Source organism: Nocardia sp. NPDC059764 (genome assembly GCF_042732555.1).
Classification (GTDB): domain Bacteria; phylum Actinomycetota; class Actinomycetes; order Mycobacteriales; family Mycobacteriaceae; genus Nocardia.
Map to the genome: position 1 here is coordinate 25511 of NZ_JBHWHH010000005.1, position 13340 is coordinate 38850.

14 protein-coding genes, 1 tRNA gene and 1 pseudogene are annotated in these 13340 nt (G+C 66.9%); 12 read left to right on the forward strand and 4 right to left on the reverse strand.

Annotation, left to right across the window (positions count from 1 at the left end; translation table 11 throughout):
• Nucleotides 1–155 precede the first annotated feature (155 nt).
• From ACFV4K_RS01695 to ACFV4K_RS01715, 5 genes and pseudogenes are all read left to right on the forward strand, one after another.
• On the forward strand, nucleotides 156–332 hold the full coding sequence (locus ACFV4K_RS01695) for a hypothetical protein (protein WP_379271191.1): 177 nt from the start codon (nucleotides 156–158) through the stop codon (nucleotides 330–332).
• Nucleotides 333–335: 3 nt separating this feature from the next.
• Nucleotides 336–587 carry a hypothetical protein gene (locus ACFV4K_RS01700; RefSeq protein WP_379271193.1) on the forward strand — a complete coding sequence of 84 codons (252 nt, stop codon included), beginning with the start codon at nucleotides 336–338 and terminating at the stop codon, nucleotides 585–587.
• A 2-nt stretch (nucleotides 588–589) separates the two neighbouring features.
• Nucleotides 590–943, forward strand: a complete 354-nt coding sequence (locus ACFV4K_RS01705) for a hypothetical protein (protein ID WP_379271194.1) — start codon at nucleotides 590–592, stop codon at nucleotides 941–943.
• Between the two features lie 427 nt (nucleotides 944–1370).
• Nucleotides 1371–1589, forward strand: coding sequence for a hypothetical protein (locus ACFV4K_RS01710; RefSeq protein WP_379271196.1), 219 nt, complete (start codon nucleotides 1371–1373; stop codon nucleotides 1587–1589).
• A gap of 170 nt (nucleotides 1590–1759) precedes the next feature.
• Nucleotides 1760–2770, forward strand: a pseudogene (locus ACFV4K_RS01715) (recombinase family protein); the annotation flags it as partial.
• Nucleotides 2771–2800: 30 nt separating this feature from the next.
• Here the strand turns inward: ACFV4K_RS01715 and ACFV4K_RS01720 are convergent.
• The 4 genes from ACFV4K_RS01720 to ACFV4K_RS01735 all read right to left on the reverse strand — a co-directional run bounded on the left by ACFV4K_RS01720 (nucleotide 2801) and on the right by ACFV4K_RS01735 (nucleotide 5530).
• Complete coding sequence (locus ACFV4K_RS01720) at nucleotides 2801–3271, reverse strand: hypothetical protein (RefSeq protein ID WP_379271198.1); 471 nt, start codon at nucleotides 3269–3271, stop codon at nucleotides 2801–2803.
• 76 nt (nucleotides 3272–3347) lie between these two features.
• Nucleotides 3348–3423: transfer RNA gene (locus ACFV4K_RS01725), tRNA-Ala, on the reverse strand.
• Between the two features lie 682 nt (nucleotides 3424–4105).
• Nucleotides 4106–4666: a TetR/AcrR family transcriptional regulator gene (locus tag ACFV4K_RS01730; protein ID WP_379271302.1), complete on the reverse strand. Its 561-nt coding sequence runs from the start codon at nucleotides 4664–4666 to the stop codon at nucleotides 4106–4108.
• A gap of 153 nt (nucleotides 4667–4819) precedes the next feature.
• Nucleotides 4820–5530 (reverse strand): uracil-DNA glycosylase, encoded by a 711-nt coding sequence (locus ACFV4K_RS01735; RefSeq protein ID WP_379271200.1) that lies wholly within the window; start codon nucleotides 5528–5530, stop codon nucleotides 4820–4822.
• Nucleotides 5531–5649: 119 nt separating this feature from the next.
• Between ACFV4K_RS01735 and ACFV4K_RS01740 the strand changes: the two genes are divergently transcribed.
• The 7 genes from ACFV4K_RS01740 (at nucleotide 5650) to ACFV4K_RS01770 (ending at nucleotide 13312) form a co-directional block, all read left to right on the forward strand.
• Nucleotides 5650–6324 carry a trimeric intracellular cation channel family protein gene (locus tag ACFV4K_RS01740; protein ID WP_379271202.1) on the forward strand — a complete coding sequence of 225 codons (675 nt, stop codon included), beginning with the start codon at nucleotides 5650–5652 and terminating at the stop codon, nucleotides 6322–6324.
• Between the two features lie 105 nt (nucleotides 6325–6429).
• The gene (locus ACFV4K_RS01745; RefSeq protein WP_379271204.1) at nucleotides 6430–6873 is read left to right on the forward strand and encodes a GyrI-like domain-containing protein; all 444 of its coding nucleotides are present in this window, start codon (nucleotides 6430–6432) and stop codon (nucleotides 6871–6873) included.
• Complete coding sequence (locus tag ACFV4K_RS01750) at nucleotides 6870–7304, forward strand: effector binding domain-containing protein (protein WP_379271206.1); 435 nt, start codon at nucleotides 6870–6872, stop codon at nucleotides 7302–7304. The genes ACFV4K_RS01745 and ACFV4K_RS01750 overlap by 4 nt, the downstream gene beginning before the upstream one ends.
• A gap of 236 nt (nucleotides 7305–7540) precedes the next feature.
• On the forward strand, nucleotides 7541–8293 hold the full coding sequence (locus ACFV4K_RS01755; protein ID WP_379271207.1) for a hypothetical protein: 753 nt from the start codon (nucleotides 7541–7543) through the stop codon (nucleotides 8291–8293).
• A 3-nt stretch (nucleotides 8294–8296) separates the two neighbouring features.
• Nucleotides 8297–10441: an Rv1355c family protein gene (locus ACFV4K_RS01760; RefSeq protein ID WP_379271209.1), complete on the forward strand. Its 2145-nt coding sequence runs from the start codon at nucleotides 8297–8299 to the stop codon at nucleotides 10439–10441.
• A gap of 17 nt (nucleotides 10442–10458) precedes the next feature.
• Nucleotides 10459–12333 (forward strand): putative bifunctional diguanylate cyclase/phosphodiesterase, encoded by a 1875-nt coding sequence (locus ACFV4K_RS01765; RefSeq protein WP_379271211.1) that lies wholly within the window; start codon nucleotides 10459–10461, stop codon nucleotides 12331–12333.
• A 130-nt stretch (nucleotides 12334–12463) separates the two neighbouring features.
• Nucleotides 12464–13312, forward strand: coding sequence for an SDR family oxidoreductase (locus ACFV4K_RS01770; RefSeq protein ID WP_379271213.1), 849 nt, complete (start codon nucleotides 12464–12466; stop codon nucleotides 13310–13312).
• The last annotated feature ends 28 nt before the right edge of the window (nucleotides 13313–13340 follow it).

A 13340-nucleotide genomic window follows, 5' to 3' on the forward strand; every position in this document is an offset into this window, starting at 1 on the left:
TGCACACACCCGCCCATCCCGCGCGCCTACCGATGACCGCCCCCTGTGCAGTGGACTGGCAGTCAGCCCCACCAATGCCGGGTGGCCTGTTAACACGCGATACCCCCGGCATCGGGTGCGTTGCAACGACCGCCGAGTACCGGGAGCTGCCGGACATGGACATCCTTCTTGCCATCACGCTCGTCTCGCTAGTGGTCTTCGTCGCCGCCGCAACCGGCCGCCTTCTTGCTGGCAGTGACGGTCCCGCGCCGCGGCTGACCGTCGCTGACATCCAGGCACGACTGGCCGCCGAACCGCCACGCAGTTACGTCCCGATCAGTCGAGGGCGGTGAACGATGGCGTTCACGGAACCCGAGGCGAAAGTGCTTGGCGCACTGTCGAACCTGGAGCCGACCGAAGCGCTGACCGTGCGACAACTCTGCCGCGCGACCAGGCTGCCCGAAACGTCGATCCACCGGGCACTGCTGCGACTGTCCCGCACCGGGCTCGCAATGGGCACCCTACAAGGACCAGCGCGCTGGCGCTGCACCAATCGGGGTCGCCTCGCGATCACCCGCCCCGTATATCGCGAATACGCCGGGACCTGACCATGACCAACTACGTGATCGGATTCCTCCGCCCCGACGTCTCTGGCGAACAGTGGCAGCAGGACGAGGCACGCATTCACACGCTCGCGGAGAAGCGCGGATGGTCGGTGGTCCTGGTCTACTTCGGCGACCCGAAGCGCCCCGGTGCGGTGATCAATCGCCTGATGAATCTCGCCTACGCCGAATGTGTCAACGAGGTGATCGCCCCAAGCGCCGACCATTTCGAACCCGACGACCTCCCTGCCCTGGTCAAGATTGCCGACGTGATCTGCGCGGACACCGGAACCAGGTACACCATCCCAACAAACGACGCTCCCCAAAGCCCCCCGAAACCCGCAGCGGCTGGGGGGAGGTGAACCGATGAAGTCCTTGGAACCCGGCCCGAACGGCAACAGCCACGACATGTGGAATGTGCCCGTAAACGCCGATGACGACGGTCAAGACCAGACCGGCCTGATCAACCGGCGGTAGGCGTCACTGCTCCCACGAACCCGTTCTGAGCGCCCCAGGTAAGGCAATCGCCCCTGGGGCGCTCGGCTGTGGCGACACCGATCGTTATCGAACCTTTTCGCACGCAAATGTCGAAATCGGGCCCCTTCTTGGCAGTTAACAGGCGCGACACCGCCATATGCCGGAACCCAGCGGACCCCGTGATTGATGCCGAACTTTGACCGCGGAACACGGAATTGCATCAATTCCGGTCTCATACACGGATAAACGCGGGTTCTCCTGCCAGTACAGGGTGACGCCACTCCAAACGCCGAACACCCCACAGGAGCCCCGATGGAACACCCCGAACCCGGAAACCATGCCCCGACCGGCATCGAGGCCGCCAAGCGGCATGCCCGCGACCGCGCCCACCAACGCTGGCACATCGACCGAATCGACACCGAACCCCTCACCACCACCCAACACGACCACGCCGTCACCCTCCTCGCCGACCTCATCACCGCATGGACCCACCGCCACCACACCGATAACGGCGAACGGAACGCCGCGTGAAACACCCCGACCGAAATACCAGCCACACCAATACATTCGAAAAACGATCGAGGGACAATAGAACCGGCGATATCCCCGACAGAACCCCGGGCCCGAATTCCGTTTCGCCACAGGTTGTTTCGGACATCAGAGGTTGCGAGAAGCGTATATCGATGGGAAGGACCGGCAGCATGGCAGGCAGCAAGAAATCCTCAACTCCGCGTATCTCTAACGACACGGCCGCATGGGAACAGGACGTGCGAGTAGGCACCTACACCCGCCGCTCCACCACCGAAGACAACCAGCCCTACTCCATCGAAGCCCAAGACGCCCGCCTGGGCTCCTACATCAATTCCCAACCCGGCTGGCGACACACGACGTCCTTCACCGACGACGCCTCCGGTGCCAGCACCGAGCGGCCAGGTCTGCAACGCGCGCTGCAAGCCGCGCGAGCTGGAGTCATCGACGTGCTCGTGGTCTACCGAGTCGACCGGTTCTCCCGCAACCTGCGCGACCTGGTCACCCTGCTCGACGAACTCGACCAGGCCAAGGTCGTGTTCCGATCCGCCACAGAACCATTCGACACCTCCACCCCCATGGGTCGCATGCTGGTGCAGATGCTGGGCATGTTCGCCCAATTCGAACGCGACACCATCATCGACCGCGTCATCGCAGGCATGGAACGCAAAGCCGCCAAAGGCAAATGGAAGGGCGGCAAACGGCCCTACGGATACCGAGTCGACAAGACCACCCAAACCCTCCTCGTGGACGAAGCCGAAGCCGTGGTCGTACGCATGATCTTCGACCTCTACGCCTGCCGCCCCCTCGGTGCCCGCGCCGTCGCCGCCGAGTTGAACACGCGTGGGCATCGCGCCAGCACCGGCCGTGAATGGTCCGGCCACCATGTACTGCGGATCCTCAACAGCCGGATCTATCTCGGTGAGTTGACCTTCCGCGACACCACCGTCACCGACACTCACCCCGCCCTCATCGACACAGCCACCTTCGACCGCGCCCAGGCGTTCCTCGAAGCACGCGGAGAATCCCACGCCCACCGCGCCGCTAACTCCTCGGACTACCTGCTCACCGGACGCCTGCGCTGCCCACGCTGCGGGCGCGCCATGATCGGCACCCGCGCCACCGGCCGCTCCCGCACCTACCGCTACTACACCTGCTTCAACCGTGCCCGCTACGACAGCGACAAATGCGACTTCACCCGCCTCGACGCCGACTCAGTCGACGCGGCCGTTCTGGAAGCCCTGGGCAAGTTCTACCGCACCCGCCACGATCTGATCAGCCAAGCCATCACCGCCCAACAGCGACGCCACCACGATTCCAGTAGTGACACCCGCATCGAACTGGACGCCGTCACCGCCGAGCTCACCGAAGCTCAACAGGCGATCGACCGGTACCTGAACGCCTTCGAAAACGGCACCCTCGACCCCGAGCTCCTCGCCGGAAGGCTCAGCGAATTGCGCGCCAAGACAGGCCAACTCATCACCCGCCGCGACGAACTCACCGCCACGCTGGCGAACGAACCCACCGCGCCGAAACCCGCAACGCTCGACGGCATCGCCGACCATATCGCCGACATCATCACCAATGGCACCCGCACCCAGGCCAAGGCGCTCATCGAGACCCTCGTCGCCCAGGTCGCCATCACCGGACCCGACCGCCTCGTCCCCACCTTCCGCATCCCCCAACCCGGAAACGACATTGGGGCTGGTACCGCTTCTGCGATACCAGCCCCAATGGAGTCGGTTCGTGCAATGACACGATTGGTGGAGCTAAGGGGAATCGAACCCCTGACCTTCTCGATGCGAACGAGACGCGCTACCAACTGCGCTATAGCCCCGCGTCGGATCTTCCGATCCGCGCTCGGAGAACATTAGCAGGTGGAGTGGGGAGTCGGCGAATCGGCTGGTTGGGAGGGGTTTCTTGGGGTGGTGGTGTGGGGATGGGAGGGGAGTCCGGGCTGGGGGAGGGGTGGGAAGGGCTGTGCGGGGAGGCTGGGCCGGGCGAGTGGAGGGGTTGGCAGGGCGGGTGGGGCCGGTCGGGCGGTGGTCGGGTTCGTCGCGGGGGCGGGAGGTCACCACCGATGCGAGCGCGCTCGCGGTCGAGGTGGAAGTGCTCGAGGGCTGGGGGAGGGAGTGGATTTTTGGGGGAATTCGCGGCGGGGGTGGGGGTGGTTCGGGCGCAGGTGATTTCGTTGTTGTTGGGGGGTGGGCGGGTGGTGGTTGCTGGAATTGTGGGATGAGTTCCTGTCCGGTGAACGGAATTTCGGGGATGGGTCGGTGTTGATTCATGTTGATATGAGCATTGATCTTGTGCTCGGGGTGGGTGTCGGAGCGGAATTCGTTCGACGCGTAACGGAATACCGCGGGCGGGTGCTCGATGATCGGGTTGGCGCCGAACTTCGGTTCCGGGAGAAGTCCGATCGGGCGTTCGACATAGTGCGTGCCATCGCACTGGATTGCCGGAATTTCGGGACGAGAAGCGGGCACCCGCTGCGGGCCGCACCGGCCCGGGCTGAAGGGTCAGGCCGGTTCGCTGTAGGAGTCGAGGACTCGCAGGAACAGGTCGATCCGGTACTCGCGGACCGCGGGGTTGTCCGGCTCCAGCAGGCATTGGGTCAGGGTGCCGTCGTGGACGGCCACCAACGCGCGGCCCAGCGCGGCCGGATCGGGTACTCGCCGGCCATTGCGTCGCATGAGCGCCACCACCACCGGGGTGAGTGCCGACGCGATCGCCTCCTCGCGCGCCACCATCACCTGCCGCAGATCGGGATTGCGGAGCGCGTGCGCGGTGAACTCCGAGGTGATCCGAAACCACTTGTCGTCCACCGGAACCGCGGTGAGGACCTGTTCCACCGCGCGCCGGGGATCGTTCGCCACCGAGCCGGGCGCGTCCAGCACCGCCGCGGCCTCGGCCAGCATCAGCGCCGACCGCTGTTCCCACATGGCGAGGAACAGCTCCTCCAGTGAGGTGAAGTTCGAGTAGAACGCGCCTCGGGTGAACCCGGCCCGCTCGCACACCTGCTCGACCGAGCACCGGCCGAACCCCTCCTCGGCGAACGCCTCGAACGCCGCGTCCAGCAGTCGCTGCCGGGTCTCGGCCCGCCGCGGCCGGACGCCGTTCCCGCCACCCCGGACGGTCGCGCCGCTCTGCCCGGATTCGTCATCGGCCCTGCTCACGACCGTATCCTAGCCGGTGCGCCGTACTGGACCGGCGACCGTGACGCCGTCGGCGGCTCAGCGCAGACCCGCGGCGCGGGCGGCGTCCCGCAGCACCTGCTCCAGCATCGCGGGGGTGAGCCGGCCGGTGAAGGTGTTCTGCTGGGACGGGTGATAGGTGCCGAACAGGTGGATCGGGGACCGGCCGGGTGCCGCGCCGCCCAGTTCGACGTGCGCGCCGTGCCCGAACCGCGGCTTGGGTTTGGGCACCGCCCAGCCGGATTCGGACAGCGCGGGCAGCAGCGCCTGCCAGCCCCAGCCGCCGAGCACCACGATCGAGCGCAAGGTCGGCGCGAGCAGCGTCAATTCGGTGGTGAGCCAGTGGCGGCAGGTGTCGCGTTCGAGCGGCGTGGGCTTGTTGCCGGGCGGCGCGCAGTGCACCGGCGCGGTGACGCGAGTTCCCAGCAAACGCAGGCCGTCGTCGGCGGAGACACTGGTCGGCTGATTGGTCAGGCCGGCCGCGTGCATGGCGGCGATGAGTACGTCGCCGCTGCGGTCGCCGGTGAACATGCGGCCGGTGCGATTGCCGCCGTGCGCGGCGGGCGCCAGCCCCACCACCAGTAGTCGGGCGTCGGCTGGACCGAACCCGGGAACCGGCTTGCCCCAGTAATTCTCGTCACTGTAAGCGGCCTTCTTCTCGCGTGCGACCTGTTCGCGCCACGCCACCAGTCGTGGGCACGCGCGGCAGGCGGTCAGTTCCGCATCGAGCTGGGCAATTGTGCGGCACACCAGCCGACTCAATCACATTCCGGCCCGTACCGTGCGGCTGCGTGTCGGCATGGCGGACCGGGCATACTGAGCGCCGTTAGCCGAGAGTTAGCGATCCTAGGAAGGGAACCGGGCGTGCAATGAGTGATCTCGTCGAACTCGGCACCGCCGCCGACGCGGCGCAGAGCGCGGGAAACCTGATGGGAGTGTTCGCATTCGGAGTGTCGGGCGCGCTGCTCGCGGTGCGCCGCCGCTTCGACGTGGTCGGCATCGCGGTGCTGGCGGTGGCCACCGCGACCGGTGGCGGCGTCATCCGCGATCTGGTGATCGGCCGCACCCCGCCGCTCGCCTTCGTGCAGGTCTCCTACGCCGGGACCGCGCTGCTGGCGGCGGCGCTCATCTTCTTCTGGCACCCGCCGGTCCGCCTGGTCCGCACCCCGCTGAACGTGGCCGACGCGATCGGCCTCGGCATCTTCTGTGTGACCGGCACGGTCACCGCGTTCCAGCACGGCATGTCGGCGACCTCGGCCGCCGCGCTCGGTTTGGTGACCGCGGTCGGCGGCGGTGTGATCCGTGACGTGCTGGCCGGTGTCACACCGAGCGTGCTGAGTGACGGAGAGCTCTACGCGGTCCCCGCGCTGCTCGGATCCGCGGTGACGGCGACCCTGCTGCACTACGGCCAATACACCTACTGGACAGGCGCTTTGGCCGGCGCGGGCGCGGTCTCCCTGCGCCTGCTCGCGCTGTACCGGCACTGGCACGCACCCATGGCCCGCCCGCACCGCCGTCGTGAGGACGACCCCGCCGCTCGGTGAGACGAGCGCCTCTGTCGTGTCGCCCGGCACGGTCCCCGGCGATTGATAGCATGGCGAAGGCCTGGCCGACCGGCTGTGAATCACACCTCGAGAGAGTTCCTTCCAATGCAGTTCGAGATCGTCGAGCGGGACGAGACCTGGGTGGCCGGTTTGCCGGTGCGCAGTCCCAAACGCGCCCTCGGTGAACTGCGCGATCACGACCTCGAGGTGGCCTGGGCCGCGGTCCTGCACCAGGATCTCGGCGGCCCGCTGGCCTCCGCCTACACCGATTACGGGGCCGAACTGGGCACCTACAACACCCAGATCGTCGGCTACCAGTGCTCCTCGCTCGACGAGGTGACCCGCGGCCATCTGGTGGCCCGCCTGCCGCGCGGCACCTACGCCCGCTTCTCCTCGATCGGCAATTTCCCGCAGGTGATGACCGACCTGTGGACGCAGATCGCCTACGCCGAGGAGCACAACCAGATCAAGCGCATTCACACCGGTGATTTCGAGACCTACCCGCACGCCTACAAGATCGATCTGTATCTGGCGGTCGAGCCGTCATGACCTATTCGATCGTGGTTCGCCCCGGCGGCGTCTACAGCGGCCTGGTGGTTCCCCGGGTGCGCCCCAGCTTCAAGGTCTCCAACAGCGAGCTCATCGAGTTCCTGCGCGACCGCCTCCGCGATCGCGACGCCACCCAGCGCCCCCTGGCCACGGTCTACGTCCCCGACCCCGCCGGCAACTACAACGTCCTGGTCTCCTACGAATACCCCGGCCCCGACGAAGCCCCCATCGGCGACATCCTCATCCGCGTCCCCAAGGGCGTCTACGCCCGGTTCAGCCCCAACGGCGACTACCACGACCCTGTCGAGGATGTCTGGGCACAGGTGGACGACGCCACCGCCTCCGCGGAGATCACCCGCGCCTACCGCGAGGAGATCGAGATCTGGCACGGCCCGGCCGAACTGGAGCTCTTCATCTCCATCCTGGTCTGATAGCCAACCGTTAACTGATTGAGAACCAACCGGTCTTGTTGGCAGTTTTCATGACTGACAGCAATGGTTTGACCTGGCTGGATTTCTTAACACCCATTGGGGTTTCGGAGGATTTGCCGGACGCCTGGACAATTTCAGCGCCCTGGCGGATACTCCCCTAGGTGCCAACGCCGAGCGCGGTGGAAACACAACCGTGTCCGATGGCACTCGGGAGTAAGCAACGGAGTAGGAACAGTATGGCTGTCGAAGCACTCGCGGCCGTCCCGGCGGAAGGCTCCGATGCGGGCCAGATGCGTTTTCGGGACTCGCGGTCCGGCCACGTCTTCGTCGTGGGCACCCCTCAGACTCACGGTGCTCTGTGGCAGGGATTCATGGACGGCGCACTGGCGGCCTACCGCCGTTACGACGTGGAAGTGGCCCTCGAGTACGACCGGGTGATCAATGGCAGGTCGACCGCCATGTTCATCGCCGGGGTCGACCAGGCCGGGCGTGTGGTCGGTGGTCTACGGGTCCAAGGTCCGTACTCCCACGCCGACGAGGCGCACGCTGTGGCTACCGAATGGCGAGGTCATCGCGGTGAGCACGCACTGCGGCGGATGATCGCCGACCGATCCGGCGGCGGTGTGGTGGAGCTGAAGGCCGGTTGGGTGGCCCACGATGCCGAGCATCGGAGAGCGGTGCGCGAAGCCGTCGCCCGCTGCATCGTGCACGCTACGAACCTCATGGGCGTGCGCTACGGATTCTTGACCGCGGACCGAGATGTGGCGCCGCAATGGGCGGTCAGCGGTGGTAAACCGGCCTGGTGGATACCCTCGGCGCCGTACCCCGACGAGCGGTACCGGACGGTGTCGCTCTGGTGGGACATGAAGGGGTATCGCTCGCTCGCCGACGTGAATCAGCGTCACCTGATGGACGTCGAGCACGAGGAATTGGCCCGGTTCCGGCCGATCTTCCAGGCCCAGCGGGGCCCGGCCGAGGGGTCGGCCTGACAAATGCGCATCGAGGAATCCGCGACCGGGACGTACCGGCCGCTGCTGTTGGATGAATCCGATCCGGCTGATGCCGTGCGGATTTCAGAACTCCGAGCCGATAGTCGTATCGAATTCACTGATTTGCGTGACTTGCTGCGTGGTGAATTAGCCGATTTGCCGTCCGCGCCGGAATTGCCGGAAGGCACGGAAGCCGATCGGTGGGTCTATTATCCGTGGCGTAGCGCAGTGATTGCGCTGCCGGGCGCGGAAATCATGCGCGCGGTTCGATTGGACCGCAATCGAAACAAGATCACTCGCGCCGAACAGGAAATTCTGGCGCAACAGACAATTGGAATTGTCGGGCAGAGCGTCGGGCACACCATCGCCTTCACCCTGGCCATGGAGGGGATCTGCGGGCGGCTGCGACTCGCGGACTTCGACACCGTCGAACTCACCAACCTGAATCGCCTGCCGGGCGGCCTGTTCGACCTCGGCGTCAACAAGGCGGTGGTCGCGGCCCGGCGTATCGCCGAACTCGACCCCTACCTTCCTGTCGAGGTATTCGCGGACGGGGTCCACGACGACAATATGGACGCGTTCCTCGACGGCTTGTCCATCGTCGTCGAGGAGTGCGATTCCCTGGACGTGAAACTCGCGGTCCGTGAGGCCGCGCGTCGGCACCGGCTGCCGCTGCTGATGGAGACCAGCGACCGCGGCTTGCTCGACGTGGAGCGCTTCGACCTGGAACCGGACCGCCGCCCCTTCCACGGGGTGCTCGGCGACTTCGGTGCGGCGCAACTTCGCGGCCTCACACCGAAGGAGAAGGCGCCGTTCGTCATTCGAATCCTGGACGCCGCGAGGCTGTCCGACCGTACCGCCGCCAGCATGGTGGAGATCGGCGAAACCCTGGCCAGCTGGCCGCAGTTGGCGGGTGACGTGCAGCTGGGCGGTGCCACCGTCGCGGCGGCGGTCCGGCGTATCGGACTCGGCGTGAAGCTGCCCTCGGGCCGCACCCGGGTCGATGTGGACCGGCAGCTCGACGCGATCGCCGAACCCGCTCCGACCGGAGACTTGGTGTGGCCACCGGATCCGGCTCCCGATTCCGTGCCGGCCGACGCGACCGCAGCGGTGCTCCATTACGCGCAACTCGCCCCTTCGGGCGGCAATGCCCAGCCCTGGACGCTCGGCACCGATGCCGGGACCGTGACGATCGCCCTGGACCCGAGCCGGAGTTCGGCCATCGACATCGGATTCCGCGGTAGCGCGCTGGCGGTCGGTGCGGCGTTGTACAACGCGCGCGTGGCCGCGGCACACCATGGTGTGCTCGGTGATAGCGAACTCCGCGCGGATGGGCCCGGCGTCCTGACCGCGACGCTGCGTCTGGGGGATTCGACCGATTCGGTCCTGGCCCGCGACTACGCTGCCCTGGCCGCCCGGCATACGAATAGGAATGTCGGAGTGGTGGGGTCCGCCGATCCCGCGATGATGGCCGCGCTGGCCGAGGTGGCGGTCGCCGCCGGTGGTGGGCTGCGTTACCTCGCGACCCGGGCTGGTATCGAGTCGGCCGCCGGCCTCCTCGGGAGTTCGGACCGGGCAAGATTCCTGACGCCGCGGATCCACGAGGAGATGCTGGCGGAGCTGCGCGGACCAGCGGACGACCTGCGGACCGGTCTGGACGTGCGGAGCATGGAGCTGGGACCCGACGAGAACATCGCGTTCGAGGTCGGCGGGCGGCCGGACGTGGTCGGGCTGCTGCGTGACTGGTCGGCGGGGGCCGGGCTGGGGGCGTACACCTCGGACCGCGTGCTCGCGAGCGTCGCGATCGCGGCGGTGACCTTCCCGACTCCGGCTGCCGACACCTCCGATCTGATCGCCTACGCCCGCGCCGGTGAGGTGCTGCAACGGGTGTGGATCGAGGCGGAACGGAGAGGGCTGGCTGTGCAGCCGGTGTCTCCGGTGTTCCTGTTCGCCCGACAGTCCGCAGAACTGTACGCGGTTTCCCCGGGGTTCGCCGATACACTGACCTCACTCCAGGGCAGCTTCCTGGACCTGTTGGGAGTGCCTGAACAAGAAACGGTGGCATTGGTGCTTCGCCTGAGTCACGCGCCGAAGGCTTCGGTTCGTAGCAGGCGGCTGCCGATACCGGGCGCGCACGCCCACAGCTGAACGCGATCGGAGACAAGGTGCCTCGGCGGACACTCGACTCACTGGTGACCCAGGTCGCCTCGGAGTTGATGGGGGTCGATGCCACCACCATGGTGGCGGCCAGCGAGCGCGTGCTGTCCTGGCTGATCGAGCATTTCGATGTCGACACCAGCTTTCTGCGGCATACCGACCGGGATCGGCGGGCCTCGATCCTGATCGCGGAGTGGCCGCCGCGCCCCGTGGTGCCGGACCCTGATCCACTCCAGGTCACCTACTTCGACAGCTCGGATTCCGTCTTCTCGGCGTTGGAGCACGCCATCGAGCCGATGGTGGTGCGGCCGGGCCCGCAATACGACGACTATCAGCAGACGATTCGCCAGTCGACCGGTGTGGCCGCGGTGTCGGTGGCGGCGGTGCCGCTGGTCTCACGCGGCGAGCCGACCGGTGTTCTGGGCTTCGTCAAGGAGGGCGACCGCGAATGGAGCACGCGGGAACTCAATGTGCTGAAGGCGATCGCCGCCCTGTTCGCCCAGCTACAAGCGCGCGTGGTGGCCGAGGAACGACTCAGATATATCGCCATGCACGACGACCTGACCGGTCTGGTGAACCGGCGCGCGCTGCTCGAGCACATGGAGGAGCGGCTACGGGCCGGTAATGCCGGCCCGGTGGCGACCTTCTTCCTCGATCTGGATCGGCTGAAGGCGCTCAACGACTTCCTGGGACACACCGCGGGCGATAATTTCATCCGCTCGCTGTCGACCCGATTGCGCGAGAACCTCGACCCTGCGGACATGATCGCCCGTCTGGGTGGCGACGAGTTCGTGATCGTGCCCGCGAAGCCGATGGACGCGGAGTCGGCCGGGATGGAGGCCACCCGGATTCAGCAGTTGATCGGGCGGCGGGTGACGGTCGGGGAGGAGACCGTCAGTCGTGGGGCCAGTGTCGGTGTCGCGCTGGGCATTCCCGGGGAGACGACGGTCTCCGACGTGCTGCGGCGGGCCGATCATGCCCTGTTGTCGGCGAAGTCCAGTGGTGGCAATGGGGTGGCTGTCTTCACCGATGCCATGCGGGCGCAGTTCGAGTTGCAGGACGATGTCGAGCTGAATCTGCGCAGTGCGGTGTCGGACGGGTCACTGGTGTTGCACTATCAGCCCGAGGTGGATTTGCGGACGGGGCGGGTCGTCGCCTTGGAGGCGTTGGTGCGGTGGCAGCATCCGACGCGGGGGTTGTTGCCGCCGGGGGCGTTCGTGGGGGTGGCGGAGGCCACGAATCTGGCGGGCGAGCTGGGCCGGTGGGTGATCCGCACGGCCAGTGAGCAGTTCGCGTTGTGGCGGCGGCGGGGGCTGGCGTCGAATGTGGTGATCCGGATCAATGTGTCTCCGGTGCAGCTGGTTTCGCTGGACTTCGTGGAGACCATGGAGGGGATTCTGCGGCGGTACGGTATCGACGGGTCGTCGGTGTGCCTGGAGATCACCGAACATGTTGTGGTGCAGGATCTCGCGCGCACGCAGGTGACGTTGCGCGGGCTCAAGCGGATGGGCGTGCAGATCGCGATCGACGACTTCGGGACGGGGTATTCGTCGCTGTCGCATCTGAAGGCGCTGCCGGTGGACGCGGTGAAGATCGACCGCGGGTTCGTGCAGCGGCTGGGCGCCAGCGCGGATGATCTGGCGATCGTGAAATCGATTGTGGGGCTGGCGGGTTCGTTCGGTCTCGGCGTGGTCGGCGAGGGTGTGGAGACCACGGTGGCGGCGCGCACGCTGGTGGCGCTGGGCTGTTACCGGGCGCAGGGCTTCCTGATCGCGCGGCCGATGCCGGCCGAGGAGGTCGAGGAGCATCTGGCGTCGGGCCGGATCGCGCTGGATCTGGATCTGCCCGGTACCAGCCGGTCGGTCCTGCCCGGACCGTCCTGACCTGCCCGGAAATAATCCGAACCCTCCGGAAAATCGGGGCGAAAACGGTACTCGTCCGACTCGCGAACACTATTGTTCGTGATGTAGCGTGCGGTTCTGACAGGGCTGTCGAAGTAAGGGATGGATCGGCGTGCGTGATCGTGGCCTGAGCGGCAAGAAGACTTTGATTACCGGCGCGGCGAGCGGCATCGGCCGGGCCACGGCACTGGCGGCGGCCCGCAAGGGCGCCCGGTTGGTGCTCACCGACGTGAACGCCGAGGGGCTGGACGCCACCGTCGAATCGATCCGTTCCGGCGGCGGCACCGTGGAGGTGGCCGCCGCCCTCGACATCAGCGACTACGAGGCCGTGACCGCCTTCGCGGAGAACGTGCACGAGCAGCTCGGCTCGCTCGACGTGGTGATGAACATCGCGGGCGTCTCGACCTGGGGCACCGTCGAGAACCTGGAGCACAAGCACTGGAAGCGCATGGTGGATGTGAACCTCATGGGTCCCATCCACGTGATCGAGAACTTCGTGCCGCCCATGGTCGAGGCCGGGCGGGGCGGGGCGCTGGTCAATGTGTCCTCCGCGGCCGGTCTGCTCGCGCTGCCGTGGCACGCGGCGTACAGCGCCAGCAAGTTCGGTCTGCGCGGCGTCTCGGAGGTGCTGCGCTTCGATCTGGCCCGCCATGACATCAATGTCCACCTGGTGGTGCCGGGCGCGGTCGACACCCCGCTGGTGCAGACCGTGGACATCGTCGGGGTCGACCGTGACGACCCGCGAATCCAGGCCTGGATCAAGCGCTTCCGCCGCCACGCCAAGTCCCCGGACGAGGTGGCTCAGACGATCCTGCGCGGCGTGGAGAAGGGCACCTACCTGATCCACACCCAGTTCGACATTCGCTTCGGCTACTGGTGGGCCCGCAAGTTCGCCTGGCCGTACGAGTTCGCCATGCGCCGCGCCAACGACCTGTTCACGACCTTCTTGCCCAAGGGGTAGGGGCACACTTGGTCGCCGTGCCCCCGCT

What these genes read in the sequence shown, in the direction of transcription:
- ACFV4K_RS01695 (WP_379271191.1), top strand. Translation starts at nt 156, where the DNA reads ATGGACATCCTTCTTGCCATCACGCTCGTCTCGCTAGTGGTCTTCGTC.
- ACFV4K_RS01700 (WP_379271193.1), top strand. Translation starts at nt 336, where the DNA reads ATGGCGTTCACGGAACCCGAGGCGAAAGTGCTTGGCGCACTGTCGAAC.
- ACFV4K_RS01705 (WP_379271194.1), top strand. Translation starts at nt 590, where the DNA reads ATGACCAACTACGTGATCGGATTCCTCCGCCCCGACGTCTCTGGCGAA.
- ACFV4K_RS01710 (WP_379271196.1), top strand. Translation starts at nt 1,371, where the DNA reads ATGGAACACCCCGAACCCGGAAACCATGCCCCGACCGGCATCGAGGCC.
- ACFV4K_RS01740 (WP_379271202.1), top strand. Translation starts at nt 5,650, where the DNA reads ATGAGTGATCTCGTCGAACTCGGCACCGCCGCCGACGCGGCGCAGAGC.
- ACFV4K_RS01745 (WP_379271204.1), top strand. Translation starts at nt 6,430, where the DNA reads ATGCAGTTCGAGATCGTCGAGCGGGACGAGACCTGGGTGGCCGGTTTG.
- ACFV4K_RS01750 (WP_379271206.1), top strand. Translation starts at nt 6,870, where the DNA reads ATGACCTATTCGATCGTGGTTCGCCCCGGCGGCGTCTACAGCGGCCTG.
- ACFV4K_RS01755 (WP_379271207.1), top strand. Translation starts at nt 7,541, where the DNA reads ATGGCTGTCGAAGCACTCGCGGCCGTCCCGGCGGAAGGCTCCGATGCG.
- ACFV4K_RS01760 (WP_379271209.1), top strand. Translation starts at nt 8,297, where the DNA reads ATGCGCATCGAGGAATCCGCGACCGGGACGTACCGGCCGCTGCTGTTG.